The 20,382-nt window shown below is 70.3% G+C and carries 15 protein-coding genes; 6 read left to right on the top strand and 9 right to left on the bottom strand.

The annotated features are described in order from the left end of the window. Nucleotides 1-19: 19 nt before the first annotated feature. The 3 genes from G6O69_RS22695 to G6O69_RS22685 are packed head-to-tail and all read right to left on the bottom strand — an operon-like array spanning nt 20 to nt 2,655. Entirely contained in the window at nt 20-790 is a 771-nt protein-coding gene (locus G6O69_RS22695) for a LytTR family DNA-binding domain-containing protein (RefSeq protein ID WP_255216487.1), read from the bottom strand. Between the two features lie 5 nt (nt 791-795). After that, nucleotides 796-1,890: a histidine kinase gene (locus G6O69_RS22690; RefSeq protein WP_172305600.1), complete on the bottom strand. Its 1,095-nt coding sequence runs from the start codon at nt 1,888-1,890 to the stop codon at nt 796-798. A 12-nt stretch (nt 1,891-1,902) separates the two neighbouring features. Continuing rightward, a complete protein-coding gene (locus tag G6O69_RS22685) occupies nt 1,903-2,655 on the bottom strand; it encodes a hypothetical protein (protein ID WP_172305599.1) in 753 nt (250 codons plus the stop codon). Between the two features lie 460 nt (nt 2,656-3,115). On the opposite strand from G6O69_RS22685, the gene acs reads away from it, so the two are divergent. The 5 genes from acs (at nt 3,116) to G6O69_RS22660 (ending at nt 9,373) form a co-directional block, all read left to right on the top strand. Beyond that, complete coding sequence (gene acs / locus G6O69_RS22680; protein WP_172305598.1) at nt 3,116-5,080, top strand: acetate--CoA ligase; 1,965 nt, start codon at nt 3,116-3,118, stop codon at nt 5,078-5,080. Nucleotides 5,081-5,094: 14 nt separating this feature from the next. Continuing rightward, entirely contained in the window at nt 5,095-5,394 is a 300-nt protein-coding gene (locus tag G6O69_RS22675) for a DUF4212 domain-containing protein (RefSeq protein ID WP_172305597.1), read from the top strand. An 18-nt stretch (nt 5,395-5,412) separates the two neighbouring features. After that, nucleotides 5,413-7,284 (top strand): sodium:solute symporter family protein, encoded by a 1,872-nt coding sequence (locus tag G6O69_RS22670; RefSeq protein WP_172305596.1) that lies wholly within the window; start codon nt 5,413-5,415, stop codon nt 7,282-7,284. Then, the gene (locus G6O69_RS22665; protein ID WP_172305595.1) at nt 7,281-8,882 is read left to right on the top strand and encodes a hypothetical protein; all 1,602 of its coding nucleotides are present in this window, start codon (nt 7,281-7,283) and stop codon (nt 8,880-8,882) included. The genes G6O69_RS22670 and G6O69_RS22665 overlap by 4 nt, the downstream gene beginning before the upstream one ends. A gap of 95 nt (nt 8,883-8,977) precedes the next feature. After that, a complete protein-coding gene (locus G6O69_RS22660; protein ID WP_172305594.1) occupies nt 8,978-9,373 on the top strand; it encodes a cupin domain-containing protein in 396 nt (131 codons plus the stop codon). A gap of 94 nt (nt 9,374-9,467) precedes the next feature. Here G6O69_RS22660 and G6O69_RS22655 read toward each other — a convergent pair whose 3' ends face one another. The 4 genes from G6O69_RS22655 to G6O69_RS22640 form a co-directional block, all read right to left on the bottom strand. Then, nucleotides 9,468-10,538 carry a coproporphyrinogen III oxidase gene (locus G6O69_RS22655; protein WP_172305593.1) on the bottom strand — a complete coding sequence of 357 codons (1,071 nt, stop codon included), beginning with the start codon at nt 10,536-10,538 and terminating at the stop codon, nt 9,468-9,470. Then, complete coding sequence (locus G6O69_RS22650; RefSeq protein ID WP_176397034.1) at nt 10,535-13,318, bottom strand: serine/threonine-protein kinase; 2,784 nt, start codon at nt 13,316-13,318, stop codon at nt 10,535-10,537. The genes G6O69_RS22655 and G6O69_RS22650 overlap by 4 nt, the downstream gene beginning before the upstream one ends. A 335-nt stretch (nt 13,319-13,653) precedes the next feature. Then, on the bottom strand, nt 13,654-14,970 hold the full coding sequence (locus tag G6O69_RS22645; RefSeq protein ID WP_172305591.1) for a TldD/PmbA family protein: 1,317 nt from the start codon (nt 14,968-14,970) through the stop codon (nt 13,654-13,656). Then, entirely contained in the window at nt 14,963-16,540 is a 1,578-nt protein-coding gene (locus G6O69_RS22640) for a TldD/PmbA family protein (RefSeq protein WP_217909889.1), read from the bottom strand. The genes G6O69_RS22645 and G6O69_RS22640 overlap by 8 nt, the downstream gene beginning before the upstream one ends. A gap of 125 nt (nt 16,541-16,665) precedes the next feature. Here G6O69_RS22640 and G6O69_RS22635 point away from each other — a divergent pair, with 125 nt between their 5' ends. Continuing rightward, on the top strand, nt 16,666-16,887 hold the full coding sequence (locus G6O69_RS22635; protein ID WP_176397033.1) for a hypothetical protein: 222 nt from the start codon (nt 16,666-16,668) through the stop codon (nt 16,885-16,887). A 44-nt stretch (nt 16,888-16,931) separates the two neighbouring features. Here the strand turns inward: G6O69_RS22635 and G6O69_RS22630 are convergent, their stop codons facing one another. Together G6O69_RS22630 and G6O69_RS22625 are read right to left on the bottom strand one after the other, a co-directional pair. Beyond that, the gene (locus tag G6O69_RS22630; RefSeq protein WP_172305589.1) at nt 16,932-19,616 is read right to left on the bottom strand and encodes a carboxypeptidase-like regulatory domain-containing protein; all 2,685 of its coding nucleotides are present in this window, start codon (nt 19,614-19,616) and stop codon (nt 16,932-16,934) included. A gap of 262 nt (nt 19,617-19,878) precedes the next feature. Further along, complete coding sequence (locus tag G6O69_RS22625; RefSeq protein ID WP_172305588.1) at nt 19,879-20,343, bottom strand: CBS domain-containing protein; 465 nt, start codon at nt 20,341-20,343, stop codon at nt 19,879-19,881. Nucleotides 20,344-20,382: the final 39 nt, after the last annotated feature.

The raw sequence follows: 20,382 nt of genomic DNA, 5'->3' as shown, positions 1-20,382 counted from the left end.
GCGATCTCGGCGCTCGCCCTCACAAGCCCAGATCGCGCTTGACCTTGGCGACCATGCGTCGGCTGACCGGCGCGCGCTGGCCATCGCGCAGCTCGAGCTCGACCCCGCCGGGCTCCTGATGCAGGGCGGACACCCAGGCCAGGTTGACGAGCTCCGAGCGATGCACTCGGGCGAAGCCGTGGGCGCTCAGGCGCAGCTCGAGCTCGCTGAGGCTCTCGTCGAGGACGTGCTCGCGCCCACCATGACGAAAGAGGGTGTACTTGTCGGCGGACCAAAAGCGGCCGATCTCGGCGACCTCGAACAAACGCACGCTCGCGCCTTCGCGGGCGCCGACCCGCGGCGCCAGACCTGAGGACGCGACAGCGGGGGACGCGACAGCGGGGGCCACCGAGGGACCCGCGAGCCGAGCCAAGGTCGCGCGGAGATCGTCGAGGCCGGCATCGGCAGGGCCGGCGACGCGCTCGCGCAGGCGCTCGACGGCGGCGGCCAGGCGCTCGCGCGAGACCGGCTTGAGCAGGTAGTCGACGGCGCCCACGTCGAAGGCCGCGAGCGCGTGCTCGTCGTAGGCGGTGACGAAGACCAGCGGCGGCAAGCTCGCGACCCGGGCCAGGCTCAGCCCGTCGCGGCCGGGCATCTGAATGTCGAGGAAGAGCGCCTCGGGGGCGTGGCTCGCCAGGCGCTCGAGGGCCTCGACCCCGTCGCCGGCCTCGGCCACGACGTCCACGTCCTCGATGCGCTCGAGCATGCGCCGCAGCCTCCGGCGCGCCGGCGCCTCGTCGTCGACGATCATCACCTTCACGCCGCGACCTCCCGCCTCGGCGCGCGCGGCAGATGCAGCGTCGCTCGATAGCCACCCTCGCTCAGCGGGCCGGCCTCGAAGCGCGCCGCCTCGCCGTAGAGCAGGCGCAGGCGCTCGCTCACCGTGCGCTGGGCCGTGCCCGTGCCCGCGCTGGGGCCCGCGTGCGCGCCGGGGCCGTCGTCGCTGACCGCCACGCGCAAGCCCTCGCCTTCGGCGTCGACCGCCACGCATACGGTGACCGGCGCGCGGCTGCGGGCGACGCCGTGCTTGACCGCGTTCTCGACGAGGGGCTGGATGATCAGCGGCGGGATCATCACCTGCGTCACCCGAGCCAGGGCCTCGTCGATGTCCACGCGCACGCGCAGGCGCTCACCGAAGCGCGCGCCCTCGAGGGCCAGGTACTCCCGAACGCAGCGCAGCTCGTCGGCGAGGGGAACCAGCGTGTCGCCGCTGCGCTCGAGGGTGTAGCGCAGCAGCTCGCTCAGGCGCTCGACCGCGAGCACGGCCGCGTCTCGATCCTCCTCGATCAGCGCCGCCACGGTGTTGAGGCTGTTGAACAAGAAGTGCGGGTTCATTCGGCTCTGGAGCGCGTCGAGCTTGGCCTCGAGGGCCTGACGCCGGGCCTGCTCGGCGCGCAGCTCCACGGCCCGCGCCCGCTCGCGCAGGCGATCGTAGGTCACGCTGATCGCCGCGACCACCGCGGCCACGATGCCCCCCACGACCCACAGCCCGCGCCGGACCATCGCCGGGTCGAAGCCGGCGAAGAGGCGCAGCGAAGCGAGGGCCAGCTCGGTCCCCAGCGCCACGCCGGCGAGGACCAAGAGCGGATAGTGCAGACCGAGGGGCAGACCAAAGCCGCGGCGCTCGGCCAGCAAGAACACAGCCTGAGAGCTCCCACCGATGCACAGCGTGACGCAGAAGTTGAGGGCGAAGGCCTCGACCGTGGGCACCCCCCAGTCCGCGGCCCCGAGGGCCGTGAGCACCACGGGCACGAGCGCGTAGATCCACCAGGCCCGGCGCAGCTCGACGAGCAGCGCCGCCCAAAAGGGCCGCGCGCGCGCGTCGGTCTCGAGCTCGGCGGCGCTTGCCATGACCGCCACACTCTACTCCCGACCCTGGGTGGCTCGACGCTTCGCGCCCAGGCGGCGCCTCCAGCTGCGCGTCCAGGCCACCGAGCCGAGCACGCCGAGGGCCACGGGGACCAGCCAAAAGAGCAGCGAGAACGACCCCTCGGCGTCGATATAGCGGCGCAGGGTCAGGGCCGAGAAGGCCGTCAGCGCAGCCGTCGCGCCGCCGATCATCGACTGAATGTGGCGGATGATCCACGCCGCGCGGCCCTGTGGCGGGCGCAGCACGAAGCGCGCGTCGGCGATCCCGTTGACGAGCGCGAGCGCACCGAAGGCGATGAAGAGCGTCGCCCCTGCGCGCGCACCCATGACCAGCAGCGGCGCCCCGCAGGCGACCATCGCAACCCAGGCCATGTGGTCCAAGGCGCCAGGGCGACCGCCGGCCTTGATCCGCAGCGCCGAGATTCCCTGCCAGATCGAGGTCCCGGAGATCACCCCCACGGTCGCAAAGAAGAGCGCGAAGCGACGATAGCTGCGGGTCAGCTCGGCCAGCTCCTCGGGGGTCGCCGCGGCGCTCGGCGGCTTGACGAGCAGCGGGCACAGGCCCCAAGCCAGGGCCAAGAGCAACCCCGTGACCGCCACGATCGCCATGGCGACGACGAACACCCAGCCCGCGCGACGGTGGACCTCGCGGCCCTTCTTGGCGATGAGCGGCACGGGGAGCACCGCGACGGCCGTGAGGCCGGCGAGCGCATGGATGGCGAGGTCGATGGTGTAGGCGAGCTGCATGGTGTCCTCACTGCTCGGAATAGCGGGCGTGGTCAGGCCCGCCGGCCGCCTCCGACGAGCGGCCGCGAGGGTCGACGAGCGGTCGCCGACCCGGCGCGAGCGGTCGTCGACGAGGACCCGAGAACATCAGCGCTTCCTGCGCGATCCCTCGAAAACCCAGAACATTGTTATCGAACCAAGAAAATCTCCATCACCCGAGACACCGCGCGACCTGCCTTCGCCAATCACTCGGGCGCTTCGCTACCCCACACCTCGGCGATCTCGAGGTCGCTTCATTCGGCCACAACGTGGCGTTCTCGAGTTGTTCCTTCAGGTAACGTTACCCGGCGTAACGATGGGATACCGCAAGTAACAATCAATGTGTGAAAGAGCGAGCGCAGTTCGCGGCTAGACCTTCGGTCTGCATGGCTAGAGCGCACTTGCACAAAGTCGGTCCCGTGTTTGCACAGCAGGCGGGGACATGGCTCCCCCCCCGACGCACCATCCTCCCCCATCCGAGTTTTCAGCTCGCGCCCGCGTCCGCAGCCTCGACGAGTATCAGAGCCTCTACGAGCGCAGCATCAACGATCCAAAGGGCTTTTGGGGAGACCAGGCCAGCGCCCTGAGCTGGTTCCATCCGCCCAACTCGATCGTCGACGCCGACCTGCCCGGAGAATTCGTGTGGTTCTCCGGCGGGCGCCTCAACGCCACTTACAACTGTGTCGACCGTCACGCCGACAAGACCCCAGACAAGACCGCGCTGATCTGGGCCAAGAACGAGCCCGGCGAGTACGAGCACATCAGCTATCGCCAGCTCAAGCACCGCGTCGGTCGTATGGGCAATTTGCTGCGCTCGCTCGGGGTCGGCCGCGGCGATCGGGTGTGCATCTATTTGCCGATGGTCCCCGAGCTGCCCGTGGCGATGCTGGCCTGCGCACGGATCGGGGCGATCCACTCCGTCGTGTTCGCGGGCTTCTCGGCCGACGCCCTGCGCGATCGCATCGTCGACGCCGGCGCCAAGCTGCTGATCACCGCCGACGTCGGCCTGCGCGGGACCAAGGTGATCCCGCTCAAGGCGATCGCCGATCAGGCCGTCGCCGGTCTCGAGCAGGTCAAGAACGTGCTCGTCGCCCGGCGCAAGCCCGAGGTCGAGATCGCCTTCCACGAGGACCGCGACCTGTGGCTCGACGAGGAGCTCCCCCGCTTTCGCACGGCCTGCCCCGCCGAGTGGATGGCCGCCGAGGACCCGCTCTTCATCCTCTACACCTCGGGCTCCACCGGCAAGCCCAAGGGCCTGCTGCACACCACCGCCGGCTACCTGCTCTACACCTCGCTGACCCACCGCTACGTGTTCGACGCGCGCAGCGACGACGTGCACTTTTGTGCCGCCGACATCGGGTGGATCACCGGGCACAGCTACATCGTCTACGGGCCGCTGGCCAACGGCGTGACCTCGGTGCTCTTCGAGTCGATCCCGACCTGGCCCGACGCCAGCCGCTACTGGCAGGTGATCGACGACCTCGGGGCCACCACCCTCTACACCTCGCCCACGGCCCTGCGCGCGCTCAAGCGCGAGGGCGACGAGCACGTCGCCAAGAGCAGCCGCAGCACCTTGCGCCTGCTCGGGACCGTGGGCGAGCCGATCAACCCCGAGATCTGGCACTGGTATGACGAGGTCGTCGGCGAGCGGCGTCGGCCGATCGTCGACACCTGGTGGCAGACCGAGACCGGCGGCGTGCTGATCGCCCCGCTGCCCGGGGCCACGCCGACCAAGCCCGGCTCGGCCACGCTGCCCGTGTTTGGCGTCGACCCGGTGCTCGTCGACGCCGAGGGCAAGGAGCTCGACGGCCCCGGCGAGGGCCTGCTGTGCATCCGCCAGCCCTGGCCCGGACAGGCGCGGACGATCTGGGGTGACCACGAGCGCTTCTTGGACACCTACTTCTCGCGCTTCGACGGCATGTACTTCACCGGCGACGGCTGCCGGCGCGACGAGGACGGCTACTACTGGATCACCGGCCGGGTCGACGACGTCATCAACGTCTCGGGCCACCGGATCGGCACCGCCGAGATCGAGAGCGCGCTCGTGGCCCACGAGTCCGTGGCCGAGGCCGCGGTCGTGCCCTGCCCCCACGACGTCAAGGGTCAGGGGATCATGGCCTGGGTGACCGTGCGCGCCGGGATCGAGAGCTCGCTCGAGCTCGTCGGCGCCCTCAAGCAGCAGGTCCGCCACGTGATCGGACCGATCGCCACCCCCGATAGGATCGTATTCGTCGACGCCCTGCCCAAGACCCGCTCGGGCAAGATCATGCGTCGAATTCTCCGCAAGATCGCCGCCGGCGCCCGCGATGGCTTTGGCGACACGTCGACCCTCGCCGATCCCGGCGTGGTCGACTCCCTCATCACCGTCGGGCACCCCGACGCCAGCGCTCAGCACGGCGCAAAATAACGAGGATCATCACAATGAGTGAACAGGACAAAGCAACACAAGAGGAGCTGGACAGCCTCGTGCACACGCGCGAGACGGCCTACTGGCAGCTCAACCTCCGCATCCTCGGCGCGCTGCTGACGGTGTGGTTCTTGGTCTCCTATGGCGCGGGGATCATCTTCGCAGACGCCCTCAATCAGTTCTCGCTGGCCGGATTCCCGCTCGGGTTCTGGTTCGCGCAGCAGGGCGCGATCTATGTATTCGTCATACTGATCTTCATCTATGTCGTGGTCATGAACCGCATCGATCGACGCTTTGGCGTCGCCGATGATTGATTGAGAGGTCGAGTCATCATGGGTGTACAAACCTGGACATTCATCATCGTCGCCGCGAGCTTCGCGCTCTATATCGGCATCGCCATCGCCACGCGCGCGGGCTCCACCAAGGAGTTCTACGTCGCCGGCGGCGGCGTCCCTCCCCTGGCCAACGGCATGGCGACCGCCGCCGACTGGATGAGCGCCGCGAGCTTCATCTCCATGGCCGGGATCATCTCCTTCGCCGGCTACGACGGCTCGGTCTACCTGCTCGGCTGGACCGGCGGCTACGTGCTCCTGGCCCTGCTGCTCGCGCCCTACCTGCGCAAGTTCGGCAAGTTCACGGTGCCGGACTTCGTCGGTGACCGCTACTACTCCAAGACCGCGCGGATCGTCGCGGTCGTATGTGCGATCTTCGTGAGCTTCACCTACGTGGCCGGGCAGATGCGCGGCGTCGGGGTGGTGTTCTCGCGCTTCTTGGAGGTGCCGATCGAGACCGGGGTCTACATCGGCATGGGCCTGGTCTTCGTCTACGCCGTGCTCGGCGGGATGAAGGGCATCACCTATACGCAGGTCGCCCAGTACGTGATCTTGATGATCGCGTTTTTGATCCCCGCGATCTTCATCAGCTTGATGCTGACCAACAACCCGATCCCCCAGCTCGGCTTCGGCGCCAACGTGACCGGCGAGCAGGTCAGCTTGCTGTCCAAGCTCGACGGGCTCCACGCGGAGCTCGGCTTCGCGGCCTACACGGACGGGACCAAGGGCATGCTCGACATGCTGTGCATGACCGCGGCCTTGATGGTCGGAACCGCCGGCCTGCCCCACGTGATCGTCCGCTTCTACACGGTCCCCAAGGTCAAGGACGCGCGCTCGAGCGCGGGCTGGGCCCTGCTCTTCATCGCCGCGCTCTACACCGCGGCCCCGGCCGTGGCCGCGTTCGCGCGCACCAACCTGATCACCAGCGTCGACGGAGCCCGCTACGCCGACCGCACCGAGCAAGTCGAGGGCAGCGAGACGCCCGCCCCCGAGGCGGCTGAGGCCGCAGAGGCCGCTGGCGAGGCCGCCGGCGCCCAGACCAAGCAGATCCCCGAGTGGTTCCGCACCTGGGAGGACACCCAGCTGATCGCCTGGGTCGACAAGAACGGCGACGGCGTCGTGCAATACCGGGCCGGCACGGCCTTCGAGGGCAAGCCCGACTTCAGCCGCGACGCGGCCGGTGAGCCGCTGCGCGGCGACAACGGCGAGTGGCTGGTCGAGAACGCCCCGAGCGACAGCGAAAACGAGCTCTACATCGACCGCGACATCATCGTGCTCGCCAACCCGGAGATCGCGGATCTCCCGGACTGGGTCGTCGCCCTGGTCGCCGCTGGCGCCCTCGCGGCGGCGCTCTCGACCGCGGCGGGTCTGCTCCTGGTCGTGAGCACCGCGATCAGCCATGACCTCGTCAAGCGGGTCATCGCCCCGGACATCTCCGAGCGCCGCGAGCTGATGCTCGCCCGCGTCGGCGCAGCCGCGGCGGTGATCATCGCAGGCTACTTCGGCATCCATCCACCGGGCTTCGTCGCCCAGGTCGTCGCCCTGGCCTTCGGCCTCGCCGCCTCGACCTTCTTCCCCGCGATCATCCTGGGCATCTTCTCGACCCGGGCCAACCGCGAGGGCGTGGTCTCGGGCATGCTCGCCGGCCTGTTCTTCACCTCGGCCTATATCGGCTACTTCAAGTTCCTCGGCGGGACCCCGGACCAGTACTGGCTGGGCATCTCCCCCGAGGGCATCGGCACCGTCGGGATGTGCCTGAACTTCGTGGTCGCCATCGTGGTCGGTCGCCTGACCCCGCCGCCGCCCCCGGAGATCCAGCGCCTGGTCGAGGATCTGCGCGTGCCCAAGCACGGGAAGGCTGGTGAGGCGTGAGCGCGCTGAGCCTGACCTTGTTGGCCGTGCTCGCCAGCCCACCAGCTGGCGACACTCAGCCGGTGCTCACGGCCCCGGCCCCCGCTGACGTCGACGCTGACGCCGACGCCAATACCGACGTCGACGCCTCCGCTGACGCCGACGTCGACGCCCCGGCCGCCGACGCTCCCGTCGAGCCAGCCCCAGCGCCAGCGGCCGAGCCGCCCGCGCCCAAGGTGGAGCCGCCGCCCGAGGACGGGGATCAGATCCCGCCGCTCGAGCCGGCGGACGAGCCGACGGTCGACATGACCAAGTCGCCCGTCGGCCCAGCCGGCTCGATCACCTACGTCGAGGCCAACGACCCGGCGCAGGTCTACGACGGCGGCGTGCAGTGGACCTTTGGTAAGCGGGGTCAAAACTCGCTGCGGATGATCACCTGGCACCAGCTGTGGAACCGCTACACGCACCTCAACCCGGGCTCGGAGGTGTCGGGCAACCCACGCGAGCACCAATACGACGTCGGCCTGCGCCGCTCTCGGGTGCTGTTCTTGGGCAACATCGCCGATCGCTTCCAGATCTTGATGCACTTCGGCATCAACAACCAGACCTTCAACAACGCCCGCAAGCCCCAGCTCTTCGTCCACGACGCCACCGCCCAGCTGCGCGTGTTTCGTGACTACATCTGGGTGGGCGGCGGTCTGCACTACTGGAAGGGGATCTCGCGCATGACCAACGCGAGCACCCTGACCATGCTGGGGATCGACGCGCCGATCCTCAACTGGCCGACGATCGAGAAGTCGGACCAGTTCGCGCGCAACCTCGGCGTCTACGTCAAGGGCAAGATCGGGATGCTCGACTACCGGGTGGCCCTCAACAAGCCCTTCGTCCCCGGCGCGACCGTCGACGAGACCGTCGAGGCCCCGGTGATGGCAGCGGACTACGATCCGCACAACAACACGGTCGAGCTCGCGGGCTACTTCAACTTGCAGTTCTTCGACCGCGAGAGCAACTCGGTGCCCTTCACCGTCGGCACCTACCTGGGCTCCAAGCGCGTGCTCAACGTCGGCGCCGGTGTCCAGTGGCACCCCAAGGCGATGTGGTACCAGGACACCGAGGGGGTCGAGTACAACCACGACCTGTTCGCCTTCGGTGGTGACATCTTCGCCGACATCCCCTTCGACCGCCAACGCGGCGCGCTGACGGTCTATGGGGTGTACTACTACTACGACTTTGGTCCCAACCACCTTCGCAACGTGGGGATCATGAACGTCGCAACCGGCGGGACCACGAGCAACGGGGCCGGCAACGCCTACCCGGTGATCGGCACGGGCCACCACACCTTTGCCCAGCTCGGCTACATGCTGCCCCAGAACCTGCTCGGCGTGCACCGGCTCCAGCCCTACGTGTCCGGTCAGCTCAGCAAGTTCGAGGCCCTCGACCAGCTGGCCTTCGTGCCCGAGGTCGGCATCAACTGGTACCTGCTCAGCCACCACGTGAAGCTGACCATGACCTACCGCAACCGCCCCGTCTTCGACTCCGTCGAGGTCGACGGCGAGACCGAGCAGCGCCAGTCGGTCCGCCGCAGCGAGGCCATCTTGCAAGCTCAGATCTTCTTCTAGGTCCGAGCACGCAAACAACAACGCATGAAACACCCCGGCCGCAATTGCGGCTGGGGTGTTTTCGTATTCGATTTTCGTGTCACCCTCATCGGGTCATGGCCAAGAAGATAGCCGAGCAATGGATCCATCTGGGCCTGGGCGCGACCGCCACCCCGGAGCCGCCCTTCACCGACATGAGCTGGTATCAGGACTATGCCGCCCGCCACGAGGCAGACGGGCGCGAGGGTCGACTGGTCGCGATGTTCACCTTCGACTCGTCATGGACGAGCTGGGAGGTCCACCCCGAGGGCGCCGAGGTCGTGCTGTGCACCGCCGGTCGGATCACGCTGATCCAGGAGCAACCAGGCGGCGAGCACACGCGGGTCACCCTCGAGCCCGGCGAGTACGCCATCAACCCGCCGGGGGTGTGGCACACCGCCGACGTCGAAGACAGCGCGACGGCGGTGTTCATCACCGCGGGCCAAGGCACGCAGCACCGCTCGCGCGAGTGAGCGCGCTGTCCTCGGTCGCCCACGAGCTGCAGGGCGAGTTCGGGGCGAGCGAAGCTTTGCGGCCCCTCGAAGACCCCCGCAAAACCCAGCTGGCTCAGCTCGAGCTGCGCTCGTGGTTCTCGACCGTCGGCGGGAGCACGTCGCCCGAAGCGAGCAGCGCGGCGGCCTCTGGGTGCGCCTGATAGTGGGCGCGCACGGCCGCGGCCAGACGCAGGCGCGCCGCGTCGTCGACGTGACTCGCCTGCCCTGGTGAAGCCCCGGGCGCGAGGGCCTCGACCAGCGATTCGACCAGGGGTCGCTGCGGTCCAGGCGTACGCTCGACCCACGACGCGAGGCGCTCGCGGTCGACCCAAGCCGGCAGCGAGCCCATGATCCCGAGGTCGTTTTGATCGTGGACCAGCAGCCCCGAGGTCGTGCCGCGGTCGAGGGTCAGGACCTGGAACAAGTAGAGCGTGTGGTAGGCGAGCTGGGCGGCGCGCTCGTCCGCGCTGGGCGAGCCGGCCGCGACCGTGGCCAGGGCCTCGCCGAGCAGGGTCACGTAGCCGTCGATCGCGGCCTCACCGACGCCGCGGGCGAGGGCGAGGTCGGCCTCGGGATCCTCGCTGGCGTAGGACTCGAGGTAGAAGTGCGTGGCCCCGCGGTGGCGCTCGAGGGCGGGGATGTAGAAGTAGCGGTCGCCCTGGTCGCGGGCGGCCGCGTAGAGCGTCGGCGCGGCAGCCCGCAGGATCTCGGCGAAGCGCGCGGTCTGGGCGTCGTCGGGGATCGCCGGGTTGAGGTCGGCCATCATCCGCCAGTAGCCCCCGCCGGCCTTCATCTCGGTCCAGCTGAAGTGCATGTGCACCGAGGGCGCGCGCGGGTGCGCAGGGTGGATGATCGTCGACAGCGCGGTGGCCGAGGCCAGGCGCCGGCTGGGGTCGTCGTCGTAGTGGACCTGCGAGACGTTGATCGCCGCCCGGTTGAAGGCAGGCGTCTCGCCGGCGGCGTAGCGGGCCCCGCCGCCGTGGCGGCCCTCGTCGCGCAGCCACTCGTGGCGCTCGAGGGCCGGCTGGTCGTGGCCGGCCGCGCGGGCGCAGGCCTCGAGCTTGGTCTTGAAGCGCTCCTGGAGCCCCTCGACCACGGCGAGAGCTCGGGCGGCGGCCGCAGAGCGCGGTCGAGTCAGGGTCACGGTGTCTCCTTCATGGTGCCCACGTTGTCCATGTTCTCGAGCCAGGCGTCGAGCTCCGCGACGGCCGCGTCCTGATCGAGGGCGCGGTAGAGCCGACGCGCCTGCTCGGCGAGCGAGCGGGCGCGCTCGAGATCGGGCTCCTCGCCCGCGGCGACCGCCCGCGCCAGCTGGTGGTGGATCGACGCCGCGAGGGCGCTGCCCTCCGGGCCCTGGGCGTCGACGATCTCCAGCGCCCGGCCCAGCGCGCCGCGGGCATCCTCGACCCGCTCGAGGGCGAGCAGATCCTCGCCGAGGTGACACAGGGCGCCCGCGAGATCGGCGTGCTTGGGCCCGCGCGCGGCCTCCCACAGGCCCAGCGCGCGCTCGTGCAGATCCAGGGCCTCGTCGGCGTCCCCCTGGGCGCGGCGCAGGCTGCCCTCGGCGTCGAGGACCGCGGCCAGGGCCAGGCGGGCAGGCTCGCCCTGCGCCTCGAAGACCACGCGCGCGCGCTCGTAGGCCGAGAGCGCCTCGTCCTCGCGACCGAGGGCGCGCAGCGTGTCCGCCATGGCGGCGGCGCAGACCCCAACCTCGCGCGAGTCGGCGCCAAAGGACTGCTCGTAGATCGGCAGCGCCGCCTGGTACTCGGTCAGCGCCTGCTCGAGCTCGCCCTGCGCGAGGGCGACCTCGGCGAGGTGGACCCGCGCCCGCGCGACCATCGGGTGCTGCGGGCCGTAGTCCTCGCTCCACTGGTCGCGGGCGAGCACGAGCGCCGCCTCGGCCTCGGGGTAGCGCCCGAGCTCGAGCTCGACCACGCCCAGCGCGTCGCGCAGCTCGGCGAGCTGGCTGGGCGGCGGGCGGTTGTCCTCGAGCGACACGATGGCATCGCGCAGCTGGCTGCGCGCCTGCTTGGGCCGACCCGCGGCCAGCTCGGCGAGGCCGGAGACCGCGGCCAGCTCGGCGTAGGCGAGCTCGTCGGCGTGAATGCGCTGGAGAACCGCGCGGGCGTGCATCACCCGGCGCCCGGCCCGAGCCGCGGCCCCGTTGCGGACGTGGACGCGGGCCAAGTTGACGATGATCTTCGCGCGCAGGCGGTCGTCCCCGGAGCGCTCGGCCGCGAGCTCGGCGTGCTCGAGCAGCGCCGCGGCCTCGTCCAGGCGCTCGCTCGCCAGCAGGATGTCCGCCCGGCCGAGCTGCGCGCGCGCGAGCAGCTGCTCGTCGCCAAAGGCCTCGGCCTGGGTGATCGCGCGCTGCGAGCTCGCCAGCGCCTCCTCGAAGTGGCTCGTGGTCTCGAGGTTTCGCGCGCGGGTGATCGCGTCTTCGATCTGATCCACCGCCAGGCGCTGGGCCTCGTCGTAGGTCGGCGTCGAGGCCGTCGCGACCGTGAGCGCCGCGGCCGAACAGGCCTCGATCTTGGGCAGGTCGGCGAGGGTCTCGCGCGCGCGGACCATGGCCTGGACGTCGCCCGCGCTCAGCACCGCGACCATGTCCTCGACATCGTCGAGCTGACGGTCGAGGCAGATCATCCGGCGGTCGAGCATCTCCTCGGACTGGGTCTGGCTCAGCGTCGCCTCGCAGGCCTCGCGGCGCGCCTCGGTCCAGCGCTCGCCCCAGTCGTCGAGGGTCTCGCTGACGCCGCGGGCGGCCGCGTCGGCCCAGGCCTGACCGGAGGCCGCGAAGGCCTGCTCGAGCGCCTGTTTTTGCTGCGGCCCCCAGACCTCGGCGAGGGCCTCCTGGCTCCCGGCGCAGCCGACCGGGTCCGCCCCCTCGTCCTCGTCGCCGCCGACGAGCTGGACGAGCGCGAACGCGAAGGCCATGAGGATCAGCGCCGCGCTCGCCCAGACCACCACGCCCCGCCACTTGCGGTAGGGGTCTCGGGACAGCGCCGAGAGCAGCTCGCCCATGTCCGCCCAGCGGCCATTGGGATCGGGGTCGAGGCCGCGCAGCAGGGCCCAGCGCACCCAGCTGGGCACCGTCGCGCCCTTTGGCACCGAGCCGACCTGGCCGTCGGTCACGGCGAGCGCGAGCTCGAAGCGGGTCTTGGCCGAGAAGGGCAGCTCGCCATAGAGCGCCTCGTAGAGCGCCACGCAAAACGAGAACTGATCCGTGCGGTGGTCGAGCTCCTTGCCGAGGTGCTGCTCCGGGGACATGTAGGCCGGCGTCCCGGCCTCACGGTCGCGGCGCTTGTCCCCGCTCTCGCGGCTGTCGAAGCGCCGCGCGAGGCCGAAGTCGAGCACCCGCACCCGGCCGTCGTCGCCGACCAGGACGTTGTCGGGCTTGAAGTCGCGGTGGATGAGCCCGGCCTTGTGCGCCGCCTCGAGCCCGCGCCCGGCCCGGGTGAAGACCTCGAGCTGGTCTTGCCAGCCGAGCCCGTCGCGGCGCATCCAATCGGACAAGGGCATGCCCTCGACGAACTCCATGGCGATGAACACCCGATCGCCGATGGTCCCCACGTCGTGGACCGTGATCACGTTTGGGTGGCTGAGCTGGGCGATGGCCTTGGCCTCGGCGAGCAGGCGCCTCGAGGCCCGCTCGACCTCCTCTTCGGAGTCGCCCTGCTGGTGCATGAGCTTGACGGCCACGCGGCGGTCGAGCTCGGGGTCGTAGGCCGCGTAGACCTCCCCCATGCCGCCGGCGCCCATCTTGGACAGGACCACGTAGCGCCCGAGCTTGGAGCCGGAGGGGAGGTCTTCCTGGTCGTCTTCGAATTCTGCCCCGACGAGCGTGCCTTCTTCCGGCTCGCTCGACCCGGGCTCGGTCCAGCTCAGCTCCTCAGGCTCCAAGGCGAGCGCCCCCAACCGCATGGTTGGCCGCGCTTGCAGCCTCGCGCATGGCAGGCGTCCGCTCGGAGGACACCTGCACGAGTCCCTGCGCGTGAGTGCCTACGCGCAACTCGCCCGCTTCGAAGCGGCGTCGTCCTCGGCTCGACACTTGGCTCAAAGGTACCCCGACGTCGTCGATCCTAGCTCGATCGACGCCGGTGCGCCCTCACCGAAGGTCACCAAAAATGGGACGTGTCCAGCTTGGTGCCGACCATTACGTATGGATCGCTAGACAATTTGCACGCTCGAATGCGTACATCCTGCGACCCGCGCACCCGCGAGTTCGCGCGCTCCGCGATGGCCGGCTCGATACCCGCTCAGGCGCCGCTGAACTGCACGTCCTCGAAGACCATCGTCGGCGCCCGCACCTGGCCATGATTCCAGGGATCGCCACCGACTTCGGCGAGCCGAGCGAAGAGCGCGATCAGGTTCCCGGTGACATTCATCTCCCCGACGGGCGCAGCGATCGCGCCGCCGCTGATCAGATGTCCGCGCAGGCCAAAGGAGAAGTCTCCGGTGGTCGGGTCGGCGTTTCCACCCAGCCAGGAGGTCACGTAGACGCCCTCGCCGACGTCCTTGGCGATCGCCTCGAGGCCGCGCTTCCCGGGGCTGACCACGAGGTTTCCGAGGCTCATGGTCGTCGGCGCGACCCCGAGCTTGCGGGCGTAGTAGGTGTCGAGGAGGTAGTGGCGCAGGGCCCCGCCCTCGATCATCGGCATGCGGAAGGCGGCCACGCCCTCGCCGTCGAAGGGGTGCGAGCCGAGGCCGCGGGGAATGAGCGGATCCGAGACCAGGCTGAGCTTCGGGCTGATCACCGGCTGATCGAGCTTGTCGAGCCACATCGAGCGACCCTGCTGCACGCTCTGGCCAAAGGCGGGCGAAAGCAAGCGCCAGATCATCGAGCCCACGGCGTGACGATCGACGACCATCGTGGTCCGCGTCGTGGGCCCCTTGGCCGCGCCGAGGCGGGCGCGGGCGCGGGCGAGGGCCTCGTCACCGATCACCTCGGGCTCGAGCAGATCTTCGAGGTGCCGGGCGCTCATGCCAAAGCCGCCCTCGGGCCGGCGCTCGTCTCCATCGCGCAGCGTCGCGCTGGCGTAGTAGCCGGTCCCCGTGCTGCGGTAGGCGCCCTCGAAGCCGTTGGAGCTCACGGCTCCGCTCTCGCCCTCGGCCTCGTAGACGGTGGCGCTCGCGGAGATCACCTCCTTCCCCGTGAGCTTGGCGCTCAGGCGGCGGCCGCGCTCGAGGCGTTGCTCTGCGCTCGACGACGAGAGCGCCGGATCGTGGAGATCCAAATTGGTGACGGCCCCGGCGTAGCGGGCGGGATCCGGGAGCGCGCGGAACTCGTCGACCTCGAGGGCCCGGGTCAGGGCCACCGCGTCGGCGATGAAGCCCTCGAGGCTGTCCGCGCGCAGGTCGTTGGTCTGGTGGCTCGAGTAGCGCCCGTCGACATAGAGCTCGATCGACAGCCCGCGATCGGTGCTCTCCTCGACCTTCTCGAGCGCCCCGTCGCGCAGCGTGCAGGTCGTCGAGCGCGAGCGCGAGACGTGGACGAAGCTGCCGCTGGCCCCGGCGCGCGCGGCGATGGCCACCGCCTGCTTGGCCCCATCGATGAGCTTGTTGGGATCAGCCATTGTTCTCACCTCCGACGTTCATGCCCGAGACCAGCACGGTCGGCAGGCCCTGAGAGACCGGCACGCCCTGGCCGTCCTTTCCGCATGTCCAGCCCCCGGTATCGAGCTTGCTGTCGTTCGCGGCCATGGTCACCTTGCGCAGGGCCTCGGGGCCGTTGCCGATGATGTTCGTGTCCTTGATCGGGGCGGTGATCTTGCCGCCTTCGATCAGCCAGCCGTTCTTGATGTAGAAGGTGAAGTCGCCGGCGCCGATCTGGACCTGACCGTTGGTGAAGGTCTCGGCGATGATCCCGTGGTCGACGGACGCGATGATCTCCTCGCGCGAGTGCGGCCCGTCCTCCATGAAGGTCGAGCGCATGCGCGGGAGCGGCGGGAAGCGGTAGGACTCGCGCCGACCCGAGCCCGTGGGCGCGACGTCGTAGTGCTTGGCGCTGATGTGGTCGTGCAGGTAGCTGACGAGCACGCCGTCCTCGACCAGGGTCGTGCGCTGGCAGAGGTTGCCCTCGTCGTCGACGTTGAGCGAGCCGCGCTCGTTGTCGATCGTCCCGTCGTCGACGATGGTCACGAAGTCCGGGGCGATCTTCTGGCCGAGCATGTCGGCGTAGATGCTGATCTCCTTGCGGTTGAAGTCGGCCTCCATGCCGTGGCCGATGGCCTCGTGGAGCAGGATGCCGCTGGCCCCGGCGGCGAGGACCACCGGCATCTCTCCGGCCGGCGGGCGGCGGGCGTCGAAGAGCACCATGGTGCGATCGCGGGCCTCGCCGACGAGCTGCTCGATGCGCGCGCGGGTGTACCAGTCGATGCCCTGGCGCCCGGCGAGGTTCGAGCCGTTGGACTGGACCTCGCCGCCTCGCTTGGCGCTGAGGTTGAGCCACAGCCGGGTCATCGGACGCTCGTCCGCGATCAGCCGCCCGTCCAGGGTCGCGATCAAGATCCGCTCCTCGCCGTCGTTCCAGCGCACCGAGACCTTGTCGACGGCGGGATCGCTGGCCACGGCGAGGGCCGCGGTCTCGCGGATCAGCGGGAGCTTGCGGTCGACGCCGACCTCCGACCAGGGCACGGCGAGCTCGTAGTAGCTCGGGCGCTCGACCGGCGAGAAGTGCTGCGGACCAGCCACCGCCGAGCCCTTGGCGATGGCCGCGGCGCTCTTGGCCGTGCGGACCAGCGCCTCGGGGGTGAGCTCCTCGGTGTAGGCGTAGCCGACCTGCTCGCCGATCACCACGCGCAGGCCCACGCCCTGGGTGATCGAGGTGTTCGCGCTAGCCACGACCCCGTCTTCGAAAGTCACTGCGTTGCTGCGCGAGTGCTGGAGGTAGATGTCGGCGTGGTCGGCCCCGCGCTCGCTGAGGGCGGACATCGCCCGGCGAATGGCGACCTCGTCGAGGCCGAACCACTCCGAGAAGAGCGCGGCGCTCGGCGGCGGCGCGCCCCCCTCGAGGCCCGGCGAGACGCTGCTCGAGGCGCCCCCGCGGCCCTTGTCGCAGCCGATCAAGAAGCTGGGCGCTGTGAGGATGGCGGCGCCAGCGGTGGCACCTTGGAGGAAATGACGACGACGAATTGATTGGGACATGGGCGCGAGCCGACGCTATGCGGATTCAGCGCGGCTTTGACACGAAGGTTTCGACGCAGGTTTCATCTATCATTCAATTCCCTCCAACACGGAGCCCGACCCTGGAACACAACGTCAAAGCACTTGTGCGAACCGCCAACTGTCGCATCGATCGCTGTAGCTGCGGCGCCGTGCACATCACCGTCGGCGGGACCACCGTCCGCTTGCGAGAGCCCGCCGCCCGCGAGCTTCAAGCCGCGCTCACGGGTGCCTTTGCGCAGATCGATGGCGAGCGCCGCTCGACCGGCGCGCCGACCCCCGCGATCCACCTGGTCCCGCCGCCAAAGAAAGACGACGAGCTGCACTGAAGCCTCGCGGCCGCGCTTCGTGACCGGGCCTCGAACGCGGCGCGTCAGAGGCTCGTCAGCGCGATGTCACCGACATCCTGCTCGTCGCCCTCCCCCACCTCGATCGCCGGCTCCACGCTCTCCAGGCCGGCCCCGCTCGGGCCCGTGACGAGCAGCTTGTTCTTGCCCTGGGCCACGCTGACCTCGAAGCGACCGTCGGCCCCGGTCTCGACCCAGTCGACGTAGCCCGGGCCCATGTCGAAGCTGCGCCCGCCGATCAGCGGGCGCAGCCGGGCGCCAGCGAGGGGGGCGCCCTCGCCATCGACGACCCGACCGCGCACGCGCACGCGCACGGCGAGCTCGATGCGCAGATCCTCGACCACCTGACCCGGCGCGAGCTCGACCTCGCGCTCGGCGTCCCCCCAGGCCGAGGCCACGCGCAGCGCGTAGTGTCCCGGGGGCAGCTCGCCCAGGCTCCACAGCCCAGCCGCGCTCTCCCAGGCGTCCTCGTAGCTCAGCCCCGACTCGGCGTGCTCGGCCACGATCTCGAAGTGCAGCGCGCCCTCGGGGCGCGGCGCGTCCTCGGGCAGGGCCACGACCCCCGCGAGGCTGGCCTGGGCGGGGATCACCAAGGTCACGCTCCGCTTGCCGGGGCGCAGGTTCGCCACCGCCGCGTCGCCGCCTTGCTTTTGCCTGGCGAAGACCGTGTAGAGCCCCTCGGGCAGGCCAGCGATCTCGAAGCCGCCATCGACGTCCGAGAGCACCGGCCGCCCCTTGGCGTCGGCGTAGCTCAGCCGCCCCGGGCTCGCGCCCTTGTCGAGCGGCCCGGCCTGGCGGGTGATCGAGACGAAGGCGTCGTCGATGGCCGTGCCCGCCTCGTCGACCACGCGGCCACGGATCACGCCCTGGCCGCGGGGGACCTCGAGGTCGAGCTCGGCAACAGCGCCCGCGAGGATCTCGACCTCGCCGCTAGCGACCTCGAGCTGCCAGCGACCGTCGATGGCGATGACCCGGCAATCGCCCGGGCCGAGCCCGCGCAGCTCGAAGTTGCCCGCGTCGTCGCTGTGGATCTCCCGCGCCTCGCCGCTCTCGGGGTAGGCGCTCACCGTGATGTTGGCGACCCCGGTGCCCTGATCGTCGAGCACCCGACCGCGCAAGGTCCCCGGCAGCGGCGCCTCGATGCGCACGCCCTCCAGGCCGGGGGCGCGCAGCTCGACCTCGATGGACTCGTCCAGCGCGGGCCCCGAGGAGCCGCCGATCTGAAGCTCGTAGGTCCCCGCCACGAGACCTTCGAAGCGAAAAGCCCCGGACTTGCTCGCGGGCTCGGACTCGGTCCTGGCCGCCATCCTCCCCAGGCGCTCGCCGGGCTCGGCCTGGCGCTCGGCGAGGATCACCACCCCGGGGATCGGATCCCCGGCCGCGTCGACGACCACGCCGCTGAGCGGGTAGCCGCTCGCGACCTCCCAGCGCTGCGCCTCGAGCTCCCCACCCGCGTCCCCCGCATCCCCCACATCCCCCGCATCGATGTGGAGCTCGTCCAAATCCGTGATCGTCCGCCCCCGGCAGCTCAGCGAGGGCCTGTAGTCTCCCGGCGCCAGCCCGCCGATCTCCACCCAGCCCTTGGCGTCGACCTTCGCGTGGTAGCGCGACATCGGTAGCCGCGTGAGCGTGAGCCTCTCCCCCACGCAGGTCGGCTCGCCGGCCTCGTCGACCACCTGGCCCTGGACCACGGCGCCCCGCCCGACCACGATCTCCACCGGGTCCGAGGTCTCGCCCAGGCCGAGCTTGACGCTGAGCGCGGCGCGGCCGCGGTGACGACCGCTGGCCACGAAGGGTCGGTAGGTCCCCGGCGCGAGCTCGGCGATGCGGAACTCGCCCTTTGCGTCCGTCTGCGCGTAGCCGCCGGCAGCGTCGACGAAGAACTCCAGCGTCCCGCCGCCGCTCCCGGGCTGCACGCCGATCCCGGCCATGGGCGCGCCCTGCTCGTCGATCACTCGGCCGATGAGCACGGACTCCGGCACCAGATAGAGCTCGACGCTCGCCCCCGGGGCCGTCGTGTGGAGCAGGCGCCACGAGTACCCCGGCGCCCCCGCGCTGACCTGCACCCGGCCGCGCCGAACCCAGAGCTCGAAGCGCCCCTCGGCGTCGCTGACGGCCAGCCCCAGGTCGATGGGATCGCCGCTGAGGAAGTCGTTGCGCACGCGGATCTGCGCCCCTTCGACCTCCCCACCAGCGAGGTCATGGACCACGCCCCGGAGCAGCACCGCGCCGGGGAGCAGCTCGAGGTCGAGCTCGGACTTGGCCGTCGCGCGTAGATCCACCTCGGCGCTGCTCGGCTGGTGCTCGCTGGCCGTGGCCGAGACCTGGTACTCGCCCGGAGGCATGCCCGCGAGGTGATAGCGGCCCTCGACGTCGCTGCGGGTGCAGCGAGGGGCGCTCCCCCGGGCCGAGATCAGCGCGCAGACCTGGGCGTCGGCGAGCGCCTTGCCCTCGAGATCGCTGACCTTGCCAAAGACCTCGACCTGGCTCGGCGCAGGCCCATCGCGGCCCGCGTCGAAGCCGTCCTCGTCGACCCCCAGGCCAGAGAGCCCATCGGCGACTCCTCGCTCGTCCTCGCCCGAGGACGCGCTCGAACCCTCCCCGCCGAGCTGCCGCCACAGCACCAGCGCCAGGACGAGGAGCGCCAAGATCACCCAGATGGGCCAGGCCCGCGCGATCACGGAGGACGACGAAGACTCGCGCTCACCCATGCCCAGCACTGTGTCCCGAGAGCAGGGCCGGCGACAATCCCACGCGTCCGCTTTTCTAGTGTGCGCGGCAGAGGACTTGAAGGGTCCCAGGCGCCGGACCGCCGGTTGCTGACGAGGCGCGAGGAGGGAGTTTGTCGGGCACAAATGACTGACGAGCAACGAAGTCAGCGGCCGGTGCTCCAAGCCTGGGGCCCTTCAAGTCCTCTGCCGCGCACACTAGAGCGCCGGGATCTGCCGCCCTCGTCACCGCGTGCAAGCCAAGCTATCGCCGCGCCGCGATCAGCTCGTAGGTCGTCGGCTCGTGCTGCTTGCCCGCGCTCCGGCGCAGGTCGTCGAGCGCACGCATCAGGTCGCGGCGGGTGAGCAGGCCGACCAGCTTGCCCTCGCGGACCACGGGCAGGCGACGCAGCTTGGCCTTGGCAAAGGCGCGCGCCGCCGCGAGCACGTCCTGACCAACGTCGACGGTCACGGGATCTTTGACCATGTGATCCCCCACCTTGCCCGTCGGCCAGTCCTCGTAGAGCGACTCGGCGAGCACCCCCACGCAGTCGTGCTCCGAGAGCACGCCGATCGGCTTGCCCTCACCATCGACCACGGGCGCGCCCGAGTAACCGCGACGCAAGAGCAGCTGGATCGCCTCGGCGATCGGCAGGTCCGGCTCAAAGGCCTCGACGCGCCGGTTCATGATCGACTCGACGGAGGGGATCTCGATGTCCTTGGTCTTCATGGCGGGATGATGAGCCCGCAAGCGGCGATGTCATCCCGC

This window comes from Pseudenhygromyxa sp. WMMC2535 (assembly GCF_011083025.2).
The sequence above is the reverse complement of the archived record's forward strand: the minus strand, read 5'-3'. Positions and strand labels throughout refer to the sequence as shown.